We start from the raw sequence: 22,337 nt of genomic DNA on the forward strand, positions 1-22,337 counted from the left end.
TCGGAGCCCTCACCGGAACCTCAGGCGGCGGCCGTCACGGCGGCCGTCGCGACGGACGGTGTACGGCGGCCCGCGCCCCGCGCACGGGTGTGGCAGCCCCTCCTGGTGGTCGCGGTCCTCATCACCGCGTCGCTCTGCGCGCTCTGTCTCGGTACTCCCAACGTCCCGCCCCACCGGCTGGTCGGCGCGGTCCTCGACGGGGACGCCACGCTCGCGGGGATCGTCGTAACCGAACTCCGCATCCCGCGCCTGGTGTTGGCGCTGATCGCCGGCGCCTGTCTGGGCGCGGCGGGGCTCGTGCTCCAGGAGGCGCTCCGCAATCACCTGGCGGTGCCGGAGATGCTGGGCGTCTCCTCCGGGGCGGCCCTCGGCGTGGCCGCGCCGCTGGTGCTCGCCCTGTCGCTGCCCGCCGCCGTGCAGCCCCTGCTCGCCCTCGGCGGCGCCGCGCTCGGCGGCGGGCTCACCCTGCTCGCCGCCGGGCTCGGACGCAGCCCTTCCGCGGTGCTGCTCACCGGCGCCGCGGTCGCGGCGGCGCTGCAGGCCGCGCTGCTCGTCCTGATGGTCATGGCGGACCAGCTCGACCTTCAGCTCATCTACCGCTACCTGTTGGGGTCCCTCTCGGCCCGCACCTGGGACGACGTCTCTGGGCTGTGGCCGTGGCTCCTCGTCGCGGTCCCCGCCCTCGTCCTGTGCGCGCCGGTGCTCTCGGTGCTGCGTCTCGGCGACGAGGACGCGGAGGCCCTGGGCGTGCGCGCCCAGCGGGCCCGGCTGGCCGCGCTGGCCATCGCCGTCGTGCTGATCGCGCCCGTCACCGCCATGTGCGGGCCCGTCGCGTGGGTGGGTTTCCTCGCGCCCCATCTGGCCCGGTGGTTCAACCCCACCTCGGGAGCGGTGTCCTGGCTTCCGTGGTCCGCCGCGTGGGGTGCCGTCGTCGTGACGGTCGCCGACGTCCCCGCCAGGCTGGCGCTGGCGCCCGTGGAGACACCGGCCGGCGCGTGGACGGCCTTGCTGGGGGTTCCGGCCGGCGTCGCCCTGATGCGATCAGGCCGCCGTGGCCGGACGGTCGGGAGAAGAGGTCCGGTGGCTGTGACGACCGGAACGGGGGACACGCGGTGAACCGGCGATTCGCGGTGCTCGCGGCGCTGGCCGTCGTCTGCGCCGGGGTGGAACTCGTGGCCGGCCGGGGCATGTCCCCGGGCGCGGTCCTCGACGTCCTCGGTGGTGGCGGCGACGCGACGGAACGGCACATCCTCCTTCAGCTGCGGCTGCCCAGGATGCTGGTGGCCCTCGGCGCGGGCGCGTCCCTCGCCGTGGCCGGTCTGATCCTGCAGTCCGCGCTGCGCAACCCCCTCGCCGGACCCGAGGTGACGGGCGTGACACCGGGGGCGGTCCTCGGTGCCGTCACCGCGACCGCCCTGGGGATCGCCGGCTGGGACTCGCCGCTCGCCGTCGTCCTGGCCGCGTGCGCGGGCGGCTGCGCCGGAGCGCTGCTGCTCTGGCTGCTCGCCGGCCGTGCGGGTGGTGACCCCGCCCAGACCGCCGTACACGGAGTGCTGGTGTCGGCGGTGCTCGGCGGACTCACGGCCATGGTGCTGCTCGTGGAGCCGGGTGAACTCGGCAGCGTCGTGCAGTGGCTGGTGGGAACCACCGAGGGCCGGGTGTGGGAGCACTGGCACCTGCTGTGGCCCTGGGCCCTGGTCTGGGGGGCCGCGGCCTGGCTCCTCGCGGGGCCGCTGACCCTGTTGCGCTGCGGTGACGACATCGCCCTGGCCGCGGGCCTCTCCGCCGGGCGGGCCCGGATGCTCGCCCTGGCGTGCGCGGTCGCGCTGACGGCGGGGGCGGTGGCCGCCGTCGGAGCGCTGGGCTTCGTGGGGCTGCTCGTCCCGCATCTGGCCCTGAGCCTCTTCGGCGCGGACCTGCGGGCGAGCCTCCCCGGCGCGGCGCTCCTCGGCGCGGTCGTGGTGTGCGGGGCGGACGCCGCGGCGCAGCTGTCCTCGCGCCTCCTCGCCGACGTGCTGGACGCCGGGCGGCTCACGCTTCCGGTCGGCGCGCTCACCGCCTGCCTGGGTGCAGCCCTGCTGCTGGTCGTGGTGCGCCGCGCGCCGGGCCGAACGTTCTGAATCGACGGAGGACACAGCATGACCGACTCCATGGGCATCCAGGTCGAGGGGGTCCACTTCGGCTACCCCACACGACCCGTGCTGCGGGGTGTCGACCTGACCGTACGGCCGGGCGAACTGACGGCGCTCATCGGCCTCAACGGCTGCGGCAAGTCCACCCTGCTGCGGCTGGCCGCCGGGTTGCTCCGGCCGGACCGGGGGCGTGTGCTGCTCGGCGGGGACGATCTCGCGGGGCTCTCGCGGCGCGCCACGGCCGCCAGGGTGGCCCTCCTGCACCAGTCGGCGCCCGCCGTACCGGGGATGACGGTCCGGCACCTGGTGCGGCAGGGACGGTACGCGGCGCGGGGCCCGCTGGGCATGCTGCGCGAGGGCGACGACCCCGTCGTGCACCGGGCGCTGTGCGACGTCGGGGTGGAGGGGTGGGCCGACCGGGACGTCGACGCGCTGTCCGGGGGTGAGCGGCAGCGGGTACGGCTCGCGATGGCGCTCGCCCAGGACACCCGCGTGCTGCTGCTCGACGAGCCGACCACCTACCTGGACCTGCACCACCAGCTGGACGTGCTGCGGACGGTGGTCCGGCTGCGCGAGGAGCGGGGGCTGACCGTGGTGATGGTGTTGCACGACCTGGCCCACGCCGCCCGGTTCGCCGAACGTGTCGTCGCCCTGCGCGAGGGCCGTGTGGTGGCCGACGGAGCGCCGAAGGAGGTCGTCACGCCGGGGCTCCTCGCGGACGTGCTCAAGGTGGCCGGCCGGGTCGGCACGGACCCGGAGGGAGGCTGGCCGGTGTGTTACCCAGATCACCCCCTCCCTGATCTAGAAAATGAAAATCAATTCCATTAGTGTCGATCACGGCGCTCGACCGAACGCCGCATCTCCCTTACACACAAGGAGAGTTCATGGACAACGAGCAGATCTTCGCCCCGATCGCCGACCCGGGTCAGCTGGCTCACGACTCGGCCTCCCACTCCAACGCCCTCGTCGAGAACCCCTTCGAGGACACCGAGGAGTAAGCGAGGGAATCACCACCCTCGCCGTGGGCCCGCCCGTTGCCTTTCGGGCGGGCCCACGCCCATCCCACGCCCTTTCGTCAGGAGGAACGTCGTGTCCCGCAACCGGCTCGTCCCCGGAGTCGAAGTCGTCACCGTGCCCGGTCGGGGCCTCGCCGTCCGCACCGCCGAAGGAGAGTTCCTGAGCGTCAGGACTCCCGACGTGGACGAGGGCTCCCTGCTGTCCCTGCTCTCCGGCGATGACGACGTGTCCCCGCTCCCCGGCGCCGAAGAGGCCGTGCCGGACGAGGAACTGAACCGCGTCGTACGCGCCTTCGAGCAGGCCGGATACCTGGCGGACGAGCCGCAGCGCCCGCCGTGGCCCGCCGCCCGCCGCACCGTCCGGCTCCTCGGCGACCCGGCACTGACCCGTCCGCTGGCCACGCATCTGGCCGCGCTCGGCGCCGAGCCCCGTACGACCCCTGCCCTGACCGTTCCCGACGGTTCGCCGGCGGCGATCGAGGACCTCCTCGACGGGAACCCCGCCGCCGTCGTGTGGTGCCTCGACGGACCCGTACCCGACGGGCTCTGGGACGCCGCCGACCGGCTGCCCGGGCACGGCGTCGCCTGGCTGCGCTGCCACCGCGAGGGCTGGCAGGCGTACGTCGAGCCCCTCGCCGCCGGTCCCGGGGACGTCACCGCGGCCCACGTCCGGGCCCGCAGGCTCGCCGCCACCCCTGCCCACCGCGAGCTGACCGCCTACTGGAGCGGGCCCCGTACGTCCGGGGCGCCGGTCCGGCTCGGCGTTCCCGCCGCCGCGCTGCTCACCGCCCTGCTCGCCGACGATCTCAGCCGGTGGGCCACCGACGCGCCCCATACCGCCGGGTTCCCGGCCCGGCGCCGGCTCCGACAGGTGGACCTGCGCACGCTGACCGTCACCGAACACCCCGTCCTGCCGGTCCCCGAGGTGACCCCGACGCCGATCGCGCCCACCCCGACCGCCTCCACCCCGACCCTTCCCACGCCCAAGAAGGACGGATGACCTCCTTCCGCTCGGCTGTCGACGGTCTCGTCGCCGACGTACGACTTCCCGACGGCGCCGGCCCCTTCCCCGCCGTCCTCATCCGCACCCCGTACGACCGCGCCCGGCACCGGGCCGAGGCGCACGGCTGGGCGCGCCGGGGGTTCGCCGCCGTCGTCCAGGACGTGCGGGGGCGGTTCGCCTCGCCGGGGGAGTGGCGCCCGTACGAGAACGAGGCCGCCGACGGGGCGGTGACCGCCCGATGGATCAGGCGGCAGCCGTGGAGCGACGGACGGTACGTCGCCGTCGGCGCCTCCTACGGCGCCCACTGCGCCCTCGTCCTCGCCCTCGAAGCGCCCGGGGAAGCCCGGCCGGACGCCGTCATCGCCGCCGTGCCCGCGCTCGGCGCCGCCGAGACGGCGCGCGAACCCTCCGGTGTGGAGCGGCTGTCGGCCCGAGCCGGGTGGTGGGCCGCCCACGGCGACCGGCGGGACTCCGACGAGAGCGCGCTCGACAAGGCCCTCGCCGTGGACCCCGGTCTGCTCACCCAGCTGCCCCTCACCGGCCTTCCGGAGCGACTGGGCCGGAGCCTCCCCTCCTGGCCGGCGCTCTGGGAGCGGCGTGAGCGCGGACGGCTCGCCTCGCTGGCCTCCCGCGCCGATGTGCCCCTGCTGGCCGTCGGAGGTCACCACGACCACTTCATCGAGGACACCGTCGCCCTCTGGCGCACCTGGGGCGGGCCCTCGGCCCGGCTGCTCCTCGGCCCCTGGGGCCACGGACTCGTCGCCGCACCGGGACCCGACGCCGGTCCCGCCCACCGCGTCAGCCTCGGCGAGCTGTACGTGCGGTGGGCCCGCCGCGCGCTGACCGGCGACCTCGCTCCCGGCCGCCACGGCGCGGCGGCCCTGGGCGGCGCCGACCTGTGGCTGCCCGCCGGCACCGACGGCGCACCGCGCACCCAGCGGATGCGGCTGCTGCGCGGAGCCGTCTTCACCGCCGACCCCGACCGCCCGGCCCGCTCGGACGACCTCACCGTGCCCACCGGGGGAGTACCCGACCGCTGTCTCCTCGCCACCCCGCCGCTGCCCCGGCCGCTCGACGCCGTGGGGCCCGTCCGGCTACGACTGCGGGCCGCCGCGGACACCCCGTACGCCGACTGGGCAGCCCGCCTCGTCGCCCTCACACCGGAAGGGACCGCCGAGCGGCTCGCCTTCGGCGTCCTGCGGCGGGAGGAACCGGCGGGCCGCCACGCGGAGTTCACCGTCGAACTCGGCCGGCTCGCGCGTCGGCTACGGGCCGGTACGCGGCTGCGGCTCGAGATCGCCGGACACCACTTCCCGGCCCACGCCCGGCATCCCCACACCGGGGACGACCCGGTCACGGCCGAACGGCTCCTCGCCTCCCGGCGGGAAGTCGACCCGAAGAGCGTGGAGCTGAGCCTGCACGTCCTTCCGTCCCGTCCCACCTCCACCGATCCCGCCAAGGAGATCCTGCGATGACGGCGCTGCCGCTCGAAGCACTCGTCGATCCCGTCTGCGGCATCGTCCGCAAGGTCAAGCCCGTGGAACACCCCGCCGGGGCCCCGCCCCGCTACACCGCGCTCACGGCCGAGATATCCGACGCCCGCAGACTCGGCCTGTGGCCCGCCGACCGGGTCTCCCTCGGCACCACCTTCGGCGACCCCGAGCAGGCCCGCATCGCCGCGATAGCCGAGGGGATCGAGCGGTACTGCGGGAACCGCGTTCCGCCGCCCGGCCACCCCGGGGCCCCCCTCCGCGCCACCGCCGCCGAACTGGCCGAGAAGGGCCTGCGGCTCTACGGCCCCGACGACCTGCCCGCCTACGCGCCGTGGCAGTACGACCGGGAGAGGTTCCCCTACCGCCGCCTCACCGCCGACACTCCGTCCCTGTGGACGCGCGGCACCGAGCGGCTGCCCGACGGGCGCACCGCCGAGGTCTGGGCACCCGTCGCCCTCACCCACCTCAACTGGCGCCAGGGCGATCTGCGTACCCTGCCCCGTACGCACCACCTCAACTACGCGGGCATCGCCACCGGCCAGGGGCTCGACGACGCCGTCGAACGCGGCCTCCTCGAGATCGTCGAACGCGACGCCCTGGAACTGTGGTGGCACCTCGACGGGCCCACCCGCGGCATCGACCTCGCCAGCGTGCCCGGCCTCCTGGACGACCTGGCCGGATGCGCACTCGACGTCCATCTCGTCGAGATGCCGTCGGAGTTCGCCCCCTGCATGGCCGCGCTCGTCCACGACCCGAAGCTCGGCCTGTACGCGGCGGGGTTCGCCTGCAAGTACGACCCCGCCGACGCGGCCCGCAAGGCCGTCCTCGAAGCCGTCCACACCTGGGTCTTCACCCAGGGCCTGACCGACCCCGACGGCTGGGTCTTCCAGGCCGTCGAGGCCGGACTGCTCGCCCGCGGGCTCTACCTGGAGCACCGCGCCGACGGCCGGTATCTCGACGCGTGCGGCGAGCGGTTCGAGCACGTACGGGACCTGGGCGCGCACGTGCAGGTCTGGCTGGACGAACGGATGGCGGCCGAGGCCAGGCGGTTCACCGAACCCGCCCAGGGGACCGTGTCCGTCGACGCGGTCGAGCCCGGCAGCCGCGAACGCCTCGAACGCGCCCTGCACGCGGGCGGCCACCGCGTGATGACGTTCGACCTGACCACCGAGGACGTGGCGGAAACGTCCCTGCGCGTGGCCCGGGTCCTCGTCTCCGGCCTCCTCCCCAACGCCCCCGCCGCCTTCGGCTACTTCGGCTGCCCCCGTCTCGCCGAGACAGCCGTCCGGCGAGGCTGGCGCACGACCGCACCGGAGGCACCGGAGGACTTCACCCTGGCGCCCCCGCCGCACATGTGAGGACCGCCGTGGAACATTCCGATGGGGACCGACCGATGGACCCGAACGGCTCGGCGGGGCCTGCCTGATGGACGTGGAACACCCGATGGGGAGGACCCCTTGATGGTCCCGCCACACCTCGATGGTGACCGTCCGGTGGACGGCCCGCGGCACCTGGAGGGGCGCCCCGTGGACCTCCCCGCCGCGCTCGCCCACGCCCGCTCCCCGTTGCGCCCCGGCCTCGACACGCCCGCCGGCCCGGCCGTCCGTCCCTGGCCGGGGCCGCCGCGCGCGATTCCGGAAGCCGGCCCGGCGGAGCTCGACCTGCGGGCCCTGCTGCGCCTCTCCCTCGCGGCATCGGACGACTCCGGGCGGCTGCGGCCCGCGGCGTCCGCCGGTGCGCTGCACCCGGTGGACGCCGTACTCGTCGTGGGCACGGGCTGCTCCCTGCCGCCGGGCCGCTACGGTTACGACCCGCTGCGCCACCGAGTCCACCGCCTGGGCGGGCAGCCCGACGGTACGCCGCCGGGCGTGACCGTCGAACTCTCCGTCACCGCCCGGCGTACGGTCTCCCACTACGGACACCGCGCCTGGCCCCTGCTGCTCCTCGACACCGGTCACGCCGCCGCCGCGCTGTACCTCGCGGCCCGCGCACTGGACGCGGGCGAGCCCGAGCTCCGGCTCGACCCGCTGGACTCGGGGGAGCCCGAGCTACGGCTCGACGGACGTGCCGGGACCCCTCTCGCGGCCGTACGCGTCCCCCCGCCCGACCCGAATCACCGGCGCGACGGCCTCCCGCGCGACCTACCGTCAGAGAGCGCCCCCACGGCCGAGGAGCTCCTGGCCCGGCGCAGTACCCCGCCGCCGCTGCCCGGCACCCCGTCCCCGGAGGCGCTGCGCGCGGTCCTCGCCGCCGCCGCCCGGGCGGGCGGCGGCGACCTGCGGTGGTGCGCCGCCGTCGGGCTCCCGCGGCCCGGTCTGGTCGAACCGGCCCCCGACGGCGCGACACTGCGCCGGTGCGCGGCGGGCGAGGCCCGCCCGACGCTGGCGGCCTGGGCGGCGGGGCAGGCGTGGATCGCGGACGCGGGCGCCGTCCTGCTCGCCCGCGGCTGCCCCGCGGACGCCGACGCACCGCTCATCCGCCGCACCCACCTGCGGGCCGGCTTCGCCGTCCATCTCGCCCATGTCACCGCCCGGCGCCACGGGCTGGCCGCCCGGCCCGTCGGCTCCTGGCAGCAGGCGGACCTCGGCGCCGCGCTCGGCGCCCCACCCGGCCAGGACTGGATCGTCCACGGACTGGCCCTGGGGGGTGTCTTGCCGATCAGGCCGGGCTCGTCGACAAGACACCCCCCAGGCACCCTCCACGCCGACGAGGAGAACACCACATGATCGTCCACCCCGAGTTGCGCCGCGCCGCCCGCCGTGCCCGGCGCCCGCTGCTCACCGCCACCCTTCTGCAAGGTGCCGTCACCCTCACCCACCTGGGGCAGGCGGTCCTGCTCGCCGTCGCGCTCGCCGACCTGGCCCGGGGCCACACGGGACAGCTCCCGTGGCTGCTCACCGCGGTGCTCGCCGTCGTCGCCGCCCGCGCCGCACTCGGCACCTGGCAGCGGCGCACGGCCACCCGTGCGGGCGCCGAGGTCAGGGTGGCGCTGCGCGACGAACTCCTCGCCCACCTCGGTCGCCTGGGCCCCGCGCACCTGACGACCGCGCGCGCCGGAGCCGTCCGCACCACGCTCGTCGACGGCGTGGAAGGCGTCGACGCCTACGTCTCCCGCTATCTGCCGCAGCTCCTGATCACCCTCACCGTGCCGCCCCTGGTGCTCGCCGCCCTCGCGGTGGTGGAACCGGCGGCGCTGCTCGGTCTCGCCCCCGCCCTGCTGCTCGCCCTGTTCGGCCCGCGCGCCTGGGACCGCCTCCTCGCCGCCCGCGGCAAGGAGCACTGGGACACGTACGAAGGGCTGGGCGCCGATTACCTGGAAGCCCTGCAGGGCATGCCCGCCCTGCGGGCCGCCGGCGCGGTCGGCCGCACCCGGCAACGCCTGGAGAAGCGCTCGGCGGCGCTGCACCGGGCGACCGTCGCCAAACTCCGCGTCTCCCTGGTCGACACCGGCATCACCGACCTCGCCGTCCAGGGCGGCATCGCCGCCGCCGCGCTCCTCGCCTGCTGGTCGGCCGTCAGCGGTTCCACCACGGCGACCGGCACCTATCTGATGCTGCTCCTGGCCTCCGAGTGCTTCCGGCCGGTCCGCGACCTCGCCCGCGAGTGGCACGCCGGATACCTGGGCGTGTCGGCCGCGGACGGGATCGCCGCGCTGCGCACCGCCGAACCGTCCGTCCGGGACACCGGAACGGCACCGGCGCACTGGCCGACACCTCCGGAACTCCGCTTCGAGGACGTCCGGTTCACCTACGACGGCACACCGGAGCCCGCCCTCCACGGTGTCTCCTTCGCCGCACCGGCGGGACGTACCACCGCGATCGTCGGCCCGTCGGGCGCCGGCAAGTCCACCCTCCTCGCCCTGCTCCTGCGCCACCACGACCCGCAGGAGGGCCGGATCACCCTGGACGGGCGCCGTACCACCGAGTACTCCCTCGACGCGCTGCGGCAGGGCGTCGCGGTGGTGTCGCAGGACACGTACCTCTTCCACGCCACGATCGCGGACAACCTGCGCATGGCCCGGCCGGACGCCACGGAGGACGACCTGACGGCGGCGGCGCGGATCGCGGGCATCCACGACGAGATCACCGCTCTCCCCGATGCGTACGGCACCGTCCTCGGCGAGCGCGGCGCCACCCTGTCCGGCGGGCAGCGGCAGCGGCTCGCTCTCGCCCGTGCGCTGCTCGCGGACGCCCCGGTGCTCGTCCTCGACGAGGCGACCAGCTCGGTCGACGAGCGCCGCGAGGCGGACATCGTGCGCGAACTGCTGAAGGCCGCGGGGGACCGCACCGTCCTGGTGATCGCCCACCGGCTCGCCGCCGTCCGGCACGCCGACCACATCGTCGTCCTCGACGGGGGACGCGTGGACGCGATCGGCGACCACGCCGGCCTGGCCGAGGCCGGCGGCGTCTACACGCGACTCGTCGAGGCGGGCCGCACCCACCGAGGAGAACTCGCCGCATGAGCAAGGCCGTCGACCCCACCGCCACCACCTCCACCCCGATCGGTGCCGCCACCCGGACGGACACCGTCGGCATGACCTCCATCCCGATGGGAGCCCCCGCCGCGGCCGACCCGGCCACCACGACCGGCATCCCCACCGCGACCGGCATCCCCACCGCGACCGACACCCCCGCCACGATCGGCGCCCCCGCCACGAACGCCGCCACGAACGCCGCCCCAGCGCTGACCGACGCCCTCGGCTCGAAACACGTCGGCACCGCCACCGACCCGGGCGTGCCCGAGCGGGGCGCCCTGCGCGCTCTGCTCCCCGCCCTCGCCGGGCACCGTGCCATGACGGCCCGCACCTGCGCCGCCGCGCTCCTCGAACAGGGCTCGCTCGTCGCGCTCGTCACGCTGGCCGCCCACACCGTGGGATCCGCCGTCATCGACGCGCGGGCCCCGTCGGCCGGCACCGTCACCGCGCTCGTCGTCCTGGTCCTCGTACGGGCCCTGACGACCTGGCGCGAGATGGACCTCTCGCACGACCTGGCCTACCGGGTTCTCGCCGCGCTGCGCGTACGCGTCTTCGACGGGCTCGCCCGCAGCGCGCCCGCCCGCGTGGCGGGCCGGCGCAGCGGGGACCTCGCCGCCACCGCCATGGCCGACGTCGAGGCACTGGAGTTCTTCTACGCCCACACCACCGCCCAGCTCCTCGCGGCGGGAACGGTCTTCACCGGCGGTGCGGCGCTCCTCGCCACCGTGGAGCCGTGGCTGCTCGTCGCCGTGCTGCCCGTCGCGGCCCTGCTCACCGCGGCGCCCTTCGCCGACGCGCGCGGACGTGCCGTACGAGGTGCCCGCACCAGGGCGGCAGGCGCCACGCTGTCGGCCGACACGGTGGAGACCGTCGACGGACTGCGTGAGCTGCTCGCCTTCGGCACCTTCGCCGGACGCAGGCGCCGGCTCGCGGAGCGCGGACGGCAGGTGGGCGACGCCCAGCGGGCCGAGGCCACCTGGGAGGCCGGCGCCGCCGCGGCCCGCGATCTGCTCATCGTGGTGGCGGTCCTCGGCGTCGTGGCGGGGGCGGCACAGTCCGTGGCCTCGGGGCGGCTGCACGGCGCGTGGGCCCCGGCGGCGATGGCGCTCGCGCTGGCCGTCCTCGGCCCCGTCGCGGAGTCGGCCAGGTCCCTGAGTCAGGCCGTGTCCCTGCGCGCCGCCGCCTCGCGGGTCGGAGCGGCCGTCAAGGCCCCCGCGCTCGCCCCGCCGCCCGCCGTGCCCCGCCCGCTTCCCGCCGGCCCGCTGGGCGTCCGGCTCCGCCGGGTGGGGTTCGCCTACGGCGGCGGTCCCGTCCTCGACGGCGTCGACCTGACCGTCAGCGCGGGGCAGACGCTCGCCCTGGTCGGCGCCTCGGGTGCGGGCAAGTCCACCTGCGCCCACCTCCTGGCCCGCTTCTGGGACCCGTCCGAGGGCGAGATCCAGCTGGTACCCGACGACGGGTCCCCGGTCGACCTGCGTGAGGTCGACGATGCCGAACTCCGGCGTGCCGTCGCCCTGGTGGGCCAGGAGACGCCCCTCTTCCACGGCACCCTCGCCGAGAACCTGCGGCTCTCGGCCCCCGACGCCGACGACGGCCTCCTCGCCGAGACGGCCCGCGCGTGCGGCGTCGACCGGATCGCCCCGCTGAACACCCTGGTCGGCGAGCGCGGCGCGACCCTCTCCGGCGGCCAGCGGGCCCGTATCGCCCTCGCCCGCGCCCTCCTGGCGCAGCCGAGGGTCCTGATCCTGGACGAGTCCACCGCCCACCTCGACAACGCGGGCGACGCCCAGCTCGCCGCCGCGCTCCGCAAGCAGGGCCGTACGACCGTCGTCATCGCCCACCGCCGCGCCACCATCCGCCGGGCCGACCGCATCGCCGTCCTCGAAACCGGACGCATCGTCGAGGAGGGCACCTGGGAGGAGCTCACCGGCCGCCCGGACAGCGCGCTCAACCGCAGCCTCGCCGACATCGCCCCCTAGGGGGTGTCTTGCCGATCAGGCCGGTCTCCTCGTCACCGTGACGGGTGATGTACGGGGTGCCGGCGCTACCTCGGGCCCCCTTGCGACGTTGAGGTGCGGTGACGTCAGTGCAGTGACGGTTCTGCAACCAGGACCTGCGGGTTTCCGGAAGCGGTGCCTGCCGGGCCGGGCTCGTGGCGTCGCGGCCGAGAAGGTGAACCGACCGATGGGAGCGACAAACGTGCGGGCAGCAGGCCAAGGAGACGGTGTCCGGCTCATGGACCGTCCCCGCGGGCACCCCGGTCTTGTCGGACGGGACGCCGAACTCGCCGCCCTCAGAGCCGCCCTCGCCACGCACCGGCTCGTCACCGTGACGGGCGCGGCCGGCGTCGGCAAGAGCCGCCTAGCCCTGGCGACCGTGGCCTGCCCGCAGGACAGCCCGTGGCAGGCCATGGTCCGCGTCCGCTGGCACGACGGCGTCCCCGCCGGCCCCTGGGCCCTCGCGGCGCGGATCGCCCGGGCCCTGGACGCCGCGACAGGTGTGGACGGCCGCTCCGCGACCCCGGACCTCGCCACCGCGATGCGGTCCCTGCCCGACGGCGAACTGCTCCTCCTCCTCGACGACATGGACCCCGTGCACGCCGACTGCACCCGGCTGGCACAGTCCCTGCTGACGACGCTGCCGACCCTGCGGGTCCTGGTCACGGCGCGCCGCCCGCTCGGACTCGGTCACGAGCACGTGCTGCGGCTCGCACCCCTGGCGACCGCCACCCCACCCGACGGGCTGTCACCGGCGGCCGAACTCTTCCACGCCCTGACCGCCCGGCGGGGCCCGACTACGGCGGCGGACCGGGAGCCGCTCGACCGGGAGCCGCTCGACCGGGAGGCAGCCGACCGGGCGGCGGTCGACCGGGTGTGCGCGCTGGTCGAGGGCGTGCCCCTCGCCCTCGAACTCGCCGCCGCCCAGCTGGAGGACAGCACCATGAGCCGGCTCCTCGCCCGCCTGGAGAGCGGCCAGTGCTGGCTGACCGGCCCGGCTCCCGGTGCGGCCATCAGACGCCACCGGTCGGTCAGGGCGTCGATGGGCGCCGTGCACTCCCTCTGCGAGCCGGCCGTACGCAAGGTCTGGCGACGCCTCAGCGTGTTCGCGGACACCTTCACCGAGCAGGCCGCCGCCTTCGTCTGCGAGGGCACCGACCTCGCCGCCACGGAGATCCCTCCCGCGCTCGCCGAGCTGACCGCGATCGGCGTGCTCGTGCGGCGGGGCGAACCCGGCGAGGTACGTGAGCCGCGCTACCGGATGGCCCGGGCCGCCCGCGACTTCGGCGCCGAACGCCTCGAAGCGGCCGGTGAACCGCTCGCGGCCCGGGCGCGGCACGCCCGCCACTGCCGGAGCGTGGCCGCCGTCGCCGAGACGCTCTGGAACACCGGACTGCAGCAGCAGGCCGTACAGCTCGTCCAGGACGCGTACGACGACCTGACCGACCTCGTACGCCGGGCCGCCCACCCCCGCGACCACGCCGAGATCGCCCTGGAGACGCTCCTCCACCTGTGGTTCTGGTGGGCGACCCGCAACCGCGGCGAGGAGGGCGCCCGCCATCTCCTCGCCCTGCTGCCCCTCCTGCCCGCGGACAGCCCCCTGACCCCACGGGGCCAGTGGCTGGCCGCGTGGCTCGCCGCGGGCCAGGACCCGGCCACGGCCCATCGCCTCCTGGACCTCGCCTGGCCCGCCGCTGTCCTCGCCGGCGACGACGCCCTCGTCGGCCGTATCGCCCACGCCCACGGCACACTCGCCTGGAGGCGGCACGACCTCGCCACGGCCGCCGAGCACTACCGGCAGGCCGCCGACACCATCCCCGAGGACGCCCCCGGCGGTCCCGGTCCGATGGTCAGCCTCGCCGCCCTGGCCGTCGTACGGACCCACTCCACCCCCGCCCTGGCCGCCCGCACCGCACGCAGGGCCCTCGCCCAGCGGGCCGGGGGCCACGACAGCTGGGCCGCGGCCCTCGCCCACTACGCCCTGGCCGTCGCCGACCACCGCGCCGGACACACCGGCCGCGCCCGCCACCGGGCACGCCGTGCGCTCGGCTACCTCGACGCCCGGCTCGACGCCCCTCAGGCACGGACCGCCCTGCGCAGCCTGCTCGACCTCGTCGACCCGGGTACTCCGCCCTCTCCACGTCCCCGGGTACGCCTGCCCGCCCCGCGCACGGACCCCGGCACCCCGAGCGAACACCGCCGCCAGGAGGGACGCCCGACGGGGTGACCGGCCGGGCTCCCCGGCATCGGGCCGCTGATGGCGGGGCACGGACACCGGAGCCGTGGCGTGCCCCGTACGAGCCAGGGCGTCGGACCGCTGCCGGCGGGCCACGGACACCGGAGCCCCGGCGTGCCCCGTAGCCCAGGCATCAGCCCGTCGCCGGTGGAGCGCGGCACCGGACCCTCCGCCCCTCCGGGATGCCCACCGCCCCGTCCAGGGCGCAGCATGGAGGGAAACGTCCAGCCGGTGGTGTTCCGCGCACCGCCGGGGTCCGGGGGTGGAGGGAGCAGGCGATGGCCCAGGACGCACCGCCCGAAGCCGGCGGCGCCGAGCCCCCCGGGACGGGCACGGCCGCCGACGGTGCCGGGACCGCCGAGGCCGACGCCGGCGCGGGCCGGCAGGGCCCGGGGAGCCTCCTGGACTTCCTGAACGTCGCGGCGGTCGTGGTGGACGCGGGCGGGCGCATCGTGTTCTGGAGTCCGCAGGCCACCGTCACCTTCGGTTACACCGCCGCGGAGGCCCTGGGGCAGTACGCGGCGCGGCTGCTGCTCAGCGAGGAGCACCGCCAGCTCGCGGCGGAGCTGTTCGCCGGGGTGATGGCCACCGGGCAGAGCTGGGCCGGAGTGTTCCCCGTCCGGCACCGGGACGGCGCGACGCGGCAGGTGGAGTTCCGCAACGTGCGACTCCTGGACGATCTGGGCGACGTGTACGCGCTGGGGATGGCGGTCGACCAGACGACCCTGCACGAGGTGGAGAGCCGGCTCGCGCTGTCGGAGCAGCTGGTGTCCCAGGCGCCGGTGGGCTTCGCGCTCCTCGACACCGATCTGCGCTACCGGCTGGTCAACCCCGCCCTGGAGAAGATCAACGGAGTGCCGGCCGCCGAGCACATCGGCCGCCGGCCCCGGGACATCCACCCCTACGACGGGGTGGAGACGGTCGAGTGGGCCCTGCGCCACGTGCTGACGACGGGCACGCCGCTCGTCGACCAGTACATCCTGGGCCGCACCCGCGCCGACCCCGATCACGACCACGCCTGGTCGGTGTCGTACTACCGGATCCACGGGCCCGGGGGGCGGGTGATCGGGGTGGCCTCCTCGGTCGTGGACGTCACCGAGCGTCACCTGGCCGCCTCCGAGGCCGAGCGGGCCCGGCGACGGCTCGCGTTGATCGCGGACGCCTCCGCCCGGATCGGCACGACGCTCGGGGTCGAGCAGACCGCCCGGGAACTCGCCGAGGTCGCGGTCCCGGACCTCGCCGACCTGACCGCGGTCGACGTCCTGAACGACGTGCTGTCCTGGCGTACGTCCACCCGGGACCCGAACGGCCCGGAGCTGTTCCGGGCGCTCGCCGTCGCCTCCGCCTTCCCCACCGACATCACCGCCGCCGCCGACCCGGTCGGCGAGGTCGCCGCGTACGGCCCCGACCGGCTGATCACTCAGTGCGTACGCACCGGACAGCCCGTCCTCGTGGCCCACTGCGACGCACAGGACCTGCGGCGCATCGCCCGCGACGCGCAGGCCGCGGAGACCCTCGCCCGCGCCGGCGCCCACTCCTACCTCGCGGTTCCCCTGATCGCCCGGGACGAGATCCTCGGCGCCTTCGACCTCCTGCGCTTCCGCAACCCCCACCCCTTCGACGCGGACGACGTCCTCCTCGCCCGCGAACTCGCCGCACGGGCCGCCGTCGCCATCGACAACGCCCGCTGGCACCAGAACGTGCGCACCGCCGCCGAGACCCTCCAGCGCAGCCTCCTGCCGCCCGCCACGCCCCAGCGCCCCGGCCTGCGGATCGCCTCCCTCTACCAGCCGGCCCGGGCGGCCAACGAGGTCGGCGGGGACTGGTACGACGTCATCCCCCTGACCGACGACAGGACCGCCCTCGTCATCGGCGACGTCATGGGCAACGGCATCGACGCGGCCGCCGCCATGGGCCAGCTCTGCACCGCCGCCCGCGCCTACGCGGCCCTCGACCTGCCCCCCGAGGAGATCCTCCACCACCTCGACCGGCTCACCCACGGCCTGGAGCACTACATCGCCACCTGCCTCTACGCCACCTACGACCCCGCCACCGGGCAGTGCCGCATCGCCAACGCAGGACACCTCCCGCCGGTCCTCACCCGCCCCGGACACCTGCCCGAACTGCTCCACCTGCCCACCGGAGCCCCGCTCGGCGTCGGGGGTGTCGCCTTCTCCACCACCACCGTCCCCCTGGACCCCGGCGACCAGCTCCTCCTGTACACCGACGGCCTCGTCGAGACCCGCGGTGACCCCATCGACGAACGCCTCACCCTGCTCCTCGGAACGCTCGGTGCCGCCTCCCCGCACCTCGACGCCACCTGCGCCCGCCTTGTCGACGCCATGCGCAGGCCCGACGACCCGGACGACGTCGCCCTGCTCCTCGTCGAAGCCCGGGGCCCTGACAGCGGCTGATGCCGCACGGTCAGGGGCGTCGGTTTTGCCGGTCCGGCAACAGCGGTGGCGTGAGCGGGCCGCGGTGGGTGACGGTGGGCCCGTGACAGACGACATCGCAGCGGGACCGCCCGCGTCCGACGCCCCCTCACCCACCGACGGCCACCGCCGAGGCCCTACCCCCGACGATTACGTCGGAGACCCCGCCGTGCGAGCGGAGTGGGACGAGCGGTACGCCGAGCGGCGACAGCTCTGGAGCGGGGAGCCCAACGGCGCGCTCGTCGCCGAGGTCGCCGGCCTCACCCCGGGACGCGTGCTCGACGTCGGCTGCGGCGAGGGCGCGGACGCCGTCTGGCTCGCGCGCGGCGGCTGGGACGTGACCGCGCTCGAGGTGTCGGGCGTGGCCCTGGAGCGGGCGGCCGGGCACGCGCGGGACGCCGGCGTCGACGTGCGCTGGGTGCACGCCGCCCTGACGGATGCGGCGCTCCCGCCGGCCTCCTTCGATCTGGTCTCCGCCCAGTACCCGGCCCTGCTGCGCACCCCCGACGCCGCGGCCGAGCGTGCGCTGCTCGCGGCCGTCGCGCCCGGCGGTGTGCTGCTGCTCGTCCACCACGCGGGGATGGACAGTCCGCAGGCGCACGACAGCGGCTTCGACCCCGCCGACTACGTCTGGCCGTCGATGGTCAGGGCTCTCCTCGACGACGACTGGGTGGTGGAGGTGGACGAGCAGCGGCCCCGCGTGGCACCCGACGGCGGCGCCGGCGCGCACCACACCGACGACCTGGTACTGCGAGCGCGCCGACTGCGCTGAGCGCTCCGACCGACGGCCTGTGAACCGACCGGTCGTACCCGGGGCGGGAGTTGAGCGCTCAACCGGTCAAGAATCAAAGCAATCCCTCCGATATCCACGCGTTTTCCTCGCGGGGAGGCGGTAAGTCGCGCGAGTACCGCGACAGAATATGGAGGGCCATCATGATCGCCCAGGAACAGATCCCCGCGGTGGTGGACCACCCCGTGTACGACGCCCAGGGCAAGAAGATCGGCGACGCCAAGCACGTCTACATCGACGACGTCACCGGCCGCCCGGAATGGGTCACCGTCAAGACCGGGCTGTTCGGCACCAGCGAGTCGTTCGTGCCCATCAAGGACGCGTCCATGGTCGACGACCACCTGGAGGTCCCGTATCCCAAGGACCGGATCAAGGACGCCCCCCACGTCGACGTGGACGGCGGCGGCCATCTGTCGAACCAGGAGGAGCGGCGGCTGTACGAGTACTACGGCATCGCCTGGGACGAGGCCTGGCAGCGGGCGAACCAGCCCGGCGAGGGCGGCTGGGCGCACGGCACCGCCGGCGCAGCGGGCACAGCGGGCGCCGCGGGGCTCGGCGAGGGTGACCGCGCCCGAGGCATGGGCGGCACGCGCGGCGAGGGCATGGCGCGTACGGGCGACGAGACCATGTCGCGTACGGGTGACGACGCCATGACCCGCTCCGAGGAGGAGATGCACGTCGGCACCGAGCAGGTGGAGACCGGCCGCATCCGGCTGCGCAAGTACGTCGTCACCGAGGAAGTCCAGCAGACCGTGCCGGTCAGGCACGAGGAAGTCCGCCTGGAGCGCGAGCCCATCACCGAGGCGAACCGGGACGAGGCCCTGTCCGGACCCGAGATCTCCGAGGCCGAGCACGAGGTCACCCTCCACGAGGAGCGCCCCGTCGTCGAGACCCGGGCCGTCCCCAAGGAACGGGTGAGCCTGCGTACGGACGAGGTCACGGAGGAGGAGACCGTCACCGGCCAGGTCCGCAAGGAGCGGATCGACATCGAGACCGACGAGGCCGACATGACCGACGAACTCTCCGAGCGCCGAGGCCGCACGGACGAGGGCCGCATCTGACCGCTCGGCAGATCTGCCGGCCGGGCGGAACAGCCGGGCGGAACCGGGCAGAACAACGGAGCGGGACGACCGCGCCGCCAGGCGATGACGGTCTGGCGGCGCGGCTCAGCGCGTCCCGGGGGCCGTGTCGGTGACGCCGAGTCGGAGATGTTCCACGTGGTACAGCGCCTGGTCGAGGAGACCGGCGACGTGGTCGTCATGGAGCGCGTAGACGACCGAGCGGCCCTCGCGAGTGCCGGTGACCAGGCCGAGGTTGCGGAGCAGGCGCAGCTGGTGGGAGCAGGCGGACTGCTCCATGCCGACGGCCGTGGCCAGTTCGGTCGCCGCGCAGGGGCCCTCGCGGAGGCGGGCCAGGATCAGGAGCCTCGACGGCGTGGACAGCGCCTGGAGCGTGGTGGCGACCTGCTGCGCGTTCTCCGTGGTCAGCCGGGTGCGCGGTGTCGTACTGCTGTCCGGTGCGTTCACTCCGTGGCCCATGAGGAGCATCCTACGGAAGTAGACGTATGAATGGATGTTCAAGTGTTCCTGTACGGTGTGAGGCGTCGTCTCCTCCCCGTGAAGGACTCCCTCTGTCATGGCCACCACCCTGACCAAGCCCGCACCCGCCCCCGGGGGCACCGCGGCCGCCCGGCGGCGCACCCGCGTCCTGGCGCTGCCGGAGGCCCGCTGGGCCCTCGCCGCCCTCGTGCTGTTCCTGATCGCCCTCCCCCTGGACCTCCTCGGGGCCCCCGCGTGGACCTGGGGACCGCTCTTCGCCGCCACCTACCTCACCGGCGGCTGGGAGCCGGCGTGGGAGGGCCTCAAGGCGCTGAAGGACAAGACCCTCGACGTCGACCTGCTGATGGTCGTCGCCGCGCTCGGCGCCGCCTCCATCGGGCAGGTCCTCGACGGCGCCCTCCTGATCGTCATCTTCGCCACCTCAGGCGCCCTGGAGGCAGTGGCCACCGCCCGTACCGAGGACTCGGTGCGCGGGCTCCTCGACCTCGCCCCGGCCACCGCCACCCGTGTCCGGGAGGACGGCACCGAGGAGAGCGTGCCGACCGGCGACCTCGTGGTCGGCGACGTCCTCGTGATCCGTCCCGGCGAGCGGATCGGGGCCGACGGCCGTGTCCTGGCCGGGGCGAGCGAGGTCGACCAGGCCACCATCACCGGCGAGCCGCTTCCGGTGCTCAAGGAGACCGGCGACGAGGTCTTCGCCGGCACCCTCAACGGCACCGGAGCGCTGCGGGTCGAGGTCGGGCGGGACGCATCGGACTCGGTGATCGCCCGGATCGTACGGATGGTCGAGGAGGCCTCCGAGACCAAGGCGCCCACGCAGCTGTTCATCGAGAAGATCGAGCAGCGGTACTCGCTGGGCATGGTCGCCGCGACCCTGGCCGTGTTCCTGGTCCCGCTGGCGTTCGGGGCGGAACTGACCGCCTCGCTGCTCCGCGCGATGACCTTCATGATCGTCGCCTCGCCGTGCGCCGTGGTCCTGGCCACCATGCCGCCGCTGCTCTCCGCCCTCGCGAACGCCGGCCGGCACGGCGTCCTCGTGAAGTCCGCCGTGGTGATGGAGCGCCTCGGACAGGTCGACGCGGTGGCCCTCGACAAGACCGGCACGCTGACGGAGGGGACCCCGCGCGTCACCGCCGTCCGCGTGCTGCCCGGATCAGCCCAGGAGGAGCGCGTCGGGAGCGGGCCGGGAGACCACGTCAGGGACGGTCGCGCCGCGAGCGGCCCGGAGGGCTCGTACACGGCGGCCGACGACGAGGACGGACACCCCGGGAGCCGGTCGGAGGGCTCGTACCCGGCGGGACTCGACGAGGACCGGCTGCTCGCGCTCGCCGCCGCCGCCGAGCACCCCAGCGAACACCCGCTGGCCCGCGCCGTCGTCCTCGCCGCCCAGGCCCGCGGCCACCGCCTCGCGGCGGCAGAGGACTTCGGCTCCACCCCCGGCGTCGGCGTCACCGCCACCGTCGACGGCAGGTCCGTCCAGGTCGGCGCCCCCGCCCGGCTCCTGCACGGCGCCGAGGACCCGGCCTCCGCCCGCGCCGCCGACGCGGCGGCCGAACTCGAGGCCGCCGGACACACCGCCGTCCTGGTCGTGGTGGACGGGGTGCCGGCCGGCGTCCTGGGCATCGAGGACCGGCTGCGCCCGGACGCCGCCGCCACCGTCGCCGCCCTGACCGGCCTCACCGGCACCCCGCCGATGCTGCTCACCGGCGACAACCCGCGCGCCGCCGCCCGCCTGGCCGCCGCCGTCGGCATCACCGACGTCCGCGCCGGCCTCCTGCCGCAGGACAAGGTGGCCGCCGTCCAGGATCAGGAACGGGCCGGACACAAGGTGATGGTGATCGGCGACGGCGTCAACGACGCGCCCGCCCTGGCCGCCGCCCACACCGGCATCGCCCTGGGCCGCGCCGGATCCGACCTCGCCCTGGAGACCGCCGACGCGGTGATCGTCCGGGACGAACTCGCCACCGTCCCCACGGTCGTCGCGCTCTCCCGCCGCGCCCGCGCCCTGGTCGTCCAGAACCTCGCCATCGCCGGGTTCTTCATCACCGTCCTGGTGCTCTGGGACCTCCTGGGCACCCTGCCGCTGCCCCTCGGCGTCCTCGGCCACGAGGGCTCCACGGTCCTCGTCGGCCTCAACGGGCTGCGGCTGCTCCGCGACGCCGCCTGGCGCCGCGCCGCCGCCGAAGCCGTCGGCGGGCGGGTCACCACTCCCGTCCCGTCTCGATCAGCAGATCCCGCACGCGGGTGACGTCCGGGTTGGCCGGGCGCCCGGGGCGCTGGGCGAGGTAGGCGGTGTTGATGGGCGGATCGTCCGGGCGGTGGAGGGGGACGAGGGCGCCGGAGGCCAGTTCCGCTCCGCAGAGGTAGCGCGGCAGGACGGTGACACCGGCTCCGGCGGTCACCGCCGCCAGGACACCGCGCAGATCGGGAACGGTGACCGCCGCCGGGCAGGACAACCGGGTGCCGAAGACATGACGCCAGTAACGGCGGGCGATCGGCAGGTCCTCGGCGTACGTCACCAGAGGGACGCCGTGCAGCGCCGCAGGCCCCTCCTCGGCCAGTCGCTCCTTCACCCGCTCCGCCCAGACGGGGGCGGCGACAAGGACGAACTCCTCGTCCATCAGCGGTACGGACGTCAGGGCGCGCCCGCGCGGCCGGAACGTGGCGATCACCAAGTCGTGGCGTCCGGCGCGCAGTTCGTCGAGGAGCGGTTCGGTGAGCCCCGGGGTGACGCGGAGCCGTACCCCTTCCGCCGTCAGCGGGGCCAGGGCCGGGAGGACACGGGTGCAGAGCAGTTCGCCGGGGCCCGCGAGATGGACGGGCGCCGCCCGCTCGTGGGGCGCGGTCTCGTGGCCGGCCGCGGCGGCGAGGGCGTCGAGGGGAGCGGCGACGCGGGCCGCGAGGTCGTGGGCGACGGCGGTGGGGGCGACACCGCGGGGCAGGCGCTCGAACAGCTCCCGGCCGGTCTGCCGCTCCAGGGCGCGGATCTGGGTGGTCACCGTGGGCTGCGAGAGGCCCAGGAGCCCGGCGGCGGCGGTGAAGGACCCGGAGCGGTACACGGCGAGGAAGGTACGCAGCAGATTGAGGTCCGCGACGGGCGCGCCGGACCGTGTCCCGCCGACCGGACCGAGCCCATCAGGATCCGTATGTCTCACACGGAAATCCTACGGTTCGCCTATGGCAGGGTGCCGGGCGCGCGGACCGG

Annotated in this window: 17 protein-coding genes; 15 read left to right on the forward strand and 2 right to left on the reverse strand. The window is 75.3% G+C overall.

All coding sequences use genetic code 11. The annotated features are described in order from the left end of the window. The first annotated feature begins 87 nt into the window (after nt 1–87). The 14 genes from ACZ4VK_RS08940 to ACZ4VK_RS09005 all read left to right on the forward strand — a co-directional run bounded on the left by ACZ4VK_RS08940 (nt 88) and on the right by ACZ4VK_RS09005 (nt 18,634). Nucleotides 88–1,116 carry a FecCD family ABC transporter permease gene (locus tag ACZ4VK_RS08940; RefSeq protein ID WP_468350805.1) on the forward strand — a complete coding sequence of 343 codons (1,029 nt, stop codon included), beginning with the start codon at nt 88–90 and terminating at the stop codon, nt 1,114–1,116. Then, on the forward strand, nt 1,113–2,120 hold the full coding sequence (locus tag ACZ4VK_RS08945; RefSeq protein ID WP_468350011.1) for a FecCD family ABC transporter permease: 1,008 nt from the start codon (nt 1,113–1,115) through the stop codon (nt 2,118–2,120). The genes ACZ4VK_RS08940 and ACZ4VK_RS08945 overlap by 4 nt, the downstream gene beginning before the upstream one ends. Before the next feature lie 18 nt (nt 2,121–2,138). After that, a complete protein-coding gene (locus tag ACZ4VK_RS08950; protein ID WP_468350013.1) occupies nt 2,139–2,960 on the forward strand; it encodes an ABC transporter ATP-binding protein in 822 nt (273 codons plus the stop codon). A gap of 56 nt (nt 2,961–3,016) precedes the next feature. Next, on the forward strand, nt 3,017–3,130 hold the full coding sequence (gene amiA, locus ACZ4VK_RS08955; protein WP_243900507.1) for a streptamidine family RiPP: 114 nt from the start codon (nt 3,017–3,019) through the stop codon (nt 3,128–3,130). Between the two features lie 91 nt (nt 3,131–3,221). Next, nucleotides 3,222–4,148 (forward strand): hypothetical protein, encoded by a 927-nt coding sequence (locus ACZ4VK_RS08960; RefSeq protein ID WP_468350014.1) that lies wholly within the window; start codon nt 3,222–3,224, stop codon nt 4,146–4,148. Next, a complete protein-coding gene (locus tag ACZ4VK_RS08965) occupies nt 4,145–5,626 on the forward strand; it encodes a CocE/NonD family hydrolase (protein WP_468350016.1) in 1,482 nt (493 codons plus the stop codon). Before ACZ4VK_RS08960 ends, ACZ4VK_RS08965 begins: the two co-directional genes overlap by 4 nt. Continuing rightward, nucleotides 5,623–7,002: a YcaO-like family protein gene (locus ACZ4VK_RS08970; RefSeq protein WP_468350018.1), complete on the forward strand. Its 1,380-nt coding sequence runs from the start codon at nt 5,623–5,625 to the stop codon at nt 7,000–7,002. Before ACZ4VK_RS08965 ends, ACZ4VK_RS08970 begins: the two co-directional genes overlap by 4 nt. A 168-nt stretch (nt 7,003–7,170) precedes the next feature. Continuing rightward, nucleotides 7,171–8,370: a SagB/ThcOx family dehydrogenase gene (locus ACZ4VK_RS08975; protein WP_468350019.1), complete on the forward strand. Its 1,200-nt coding sequence runs from the start codon at nt 7,171–7,173 to the stop codon at nt 8,368–8,370. Further along, on the forward strand, nt 8,367–10,106 hold the full coding sequence (locus ACZ4VK_RS08980) for an ABC transporter ATP-binding protein/permease (RefSeq protein ID WP_468350021.1): 1,740 nt from the start codon (nt 8,367–8,369) through the stop codon (nt 10,104–10,106). Before ACZ4VK_RS08975 ends, ACZ4VK_RS08980 begins: the two co-directional genes overlap by 4 nt. Next, nucleotides 10,103–12,097, forward strand: a complete 1,995-nt coding sequence (locus tag ACZ4VK_RS08985) for an ABC transporter ATP-binding protein (RefSeq protein WP_468350023.1) — start codon at nt 10,103–10,105, stop codon at nt 12,095–12,097. The genes ACZ4VK_RS08980 and ACZ4VK_RS08985 overlap by 4 nt, the downstream gene beginning before the upstream one ends. A gap of 256 nt (nt 12,098–12,353) precedes the next feature. Beyond that, nucleotides 12,354–14,342 (forward strand): AAA family ATPase, encoded by a 1,989-nt coding sequence (locus ACZ4VK_RS08990; protein WP_468350025.1) that lies wholly within the window; start codon nt 12,354–12,356, stop codon nt 14,340–14,342. 287 nt (nt 14,343–14,629) lie between these two features. Beyond that, nucleotides 14,630–16,765, forward strand: coding sequence for a SpoIIE family protein phosphatase (locus ACZ4VK_RS08995; protein WP_468350028.1), 2,136 nt, complete (start codon nt 14,630–14,632; stop codon nt 16,763–16,765). A gap of 82 nt (nt 16,766–16,847) precedes the next feature. Next, on the forward strand, nt 16,848–17,555 hold the full coding sequence (locus ACZ4VK_RS09000) for a class I SAM-dependent methyltransferase (RefSeq protein WP_468350030.1): 708 nt from the start codon (nt 16,848–16,850) through the stop codon (nt 17,553–17,555). 161 nt (nt 17,556–17,716) lie between these two features. After that, complete coding sequence (locus ACZ4VK_RS09005) at nt 17,717–18,634, forward strand: DUF2382 domain-containing protein (RefSeq protein WP_468350032.1); 918 nt, start codon at nt 17,717–17,719, stop codon at nt 18,632–18,634. 105 nt (nt 18,635–18,739) lie between these two features. Here the strand turns inward: ACZ4VK_RS09005 and ACZ4VK_RS09010 are convergent, their stop codons facing one another. Further along, nucleotides 18,740–19,111: an ArsR/SmtB family transcription factor gene (locus ACZ4VK_RS09010; RefSeq protein ID WP_468350034.1), complete on the reverse strand. Its 372-nt coding sequence runs from the start codon at nt 19,109–19,111 to the stop codon at nt 18,740–18,742. A 97-nt stretch (nt 19,112–19,208) separates the two neighbouring features. Between ACZ4VK_RS09010 and ACZ4VK_RS09015 the strand changes: the two genes are divergently transcribed. After that, nucleotides 19,209–21,380 carry an HAD-IC family P-type ATPase gene (locus ACZ4VK_RS09015; protein ID WP_468350036.1) on the forward strand — a complete coding sequence of 724 codons (2,172 nt, stop codon included), beginning with the start codon at nt 19,209–19,211 and terminating at the stop codon, nt 21,378–21,380. On the opposite strand, the gene ACZ4VK_RS09020 is transcribed toward ACZ4VK_RS09015, so the two are convergent. Next, a complete protein-coding gene (locus tag ACZ4VK_RS09020) occupies nt 21,334–22,287 on the reverse strand; it encodes a LysR family transcriptional regulator (RefSeq protein WP_468350039.1) in 954 nt (317 codons plus the stop codon). The two genes, ACZ4VK_RS09015 and ACZ4VK_RS09020, sit on opposite strands and share 47 nt — an antisense overlap. Between the last annotated feature and the right edge of the window lie 50 nt (nt 22,288–22,337).

This window comes from Streptomyces sp. NPDC028711 (genome assembly GCF_055565415.1).

Excerpts from the sequence above, each read along its gene's own strand:
- ACZ4VK_RS08970 (WP_468350018.1), top strand. The coding sequence starts at position 5,623 with ATGACGGCGCTGCCGCTCGAAGCACTCGTCGATCCCGTCTGCGGCATC.
- ACZ4VK_RS08985 (WP_468350023.1), top strand. The coding sequence starts at position 10,103 with ATGAGCAAGGCCGTCGACCCCACCGCCACCACCTCCACCCCGATCGGT.
- ACZ4VK_RS09005 (WP_468350032.1), top strand. The coding sequence starts at position 17,717 with ATGATCGCCCAGGAACAGATCCCCGCGGTGGTGGACCACCCCGTGTAC.
- ACZ4VK_RS08980 (WP_468350021.1), top strand. The coding sequence starts at position 8,367 with ATGATCGTCCACCCCGAGTTGCGCCGCGCCGCCCGCCGTGCCCGGCGC.
- ACZ4VK_RS08965 (WP_468350016.1), top strand. The coding sequence starts at position 4,145 with ATGACCTCCTTCCGCTCGGCTGTCGACGGTCTCGTCGCCGACGTACGA.
- ACZ4VK_RS09015 (WP_468350036.1), top strand. The coding sequence starts at position 19,209 with ATGGCCACCACCCTGACCAAGCCCGCACCCGCCCCCGGGGGCACCGCG.
- ACZ4VK_RS08995 (WP_468350028.1), top strand. The coding sequence starts at position 14,630 with ATGGCCCAGGACGCACCGCCCGAAGCCGGCGGCGCCGAGCCCCCCGGG.
- ACZ4VK_RS08990 (WP_468350025.1), top strand. The coding sequence starts at position 12,354 with ATGGACCGTCCCCGCGGGCACCCCGGTCTTGTCGGACGGGACGCCGAA.
- ACZ4VK_RS09010 (WP_468350034.1), bottom strand. The coding sequence starts at position 19,111 with ATGGGCCACGGAGTGAACGCACCGGACAGCAGTACGACACCGCGCACC.
- ACZ4VK_RS08950 (WP_468350013.1), top strand. The coding sequence starts at position 2,139 with ATGACCGACTCCATGGGCATCCAGGTCGAGGGGGTCCACTTCGGCTAC.
- amiA (WP_243900507.1), top strand. The coding sequence starts at position 3,017 with ATGGACAACGAGCAGATCTTCGCCCCGATCGCCGACCCGGGTCAGCTG.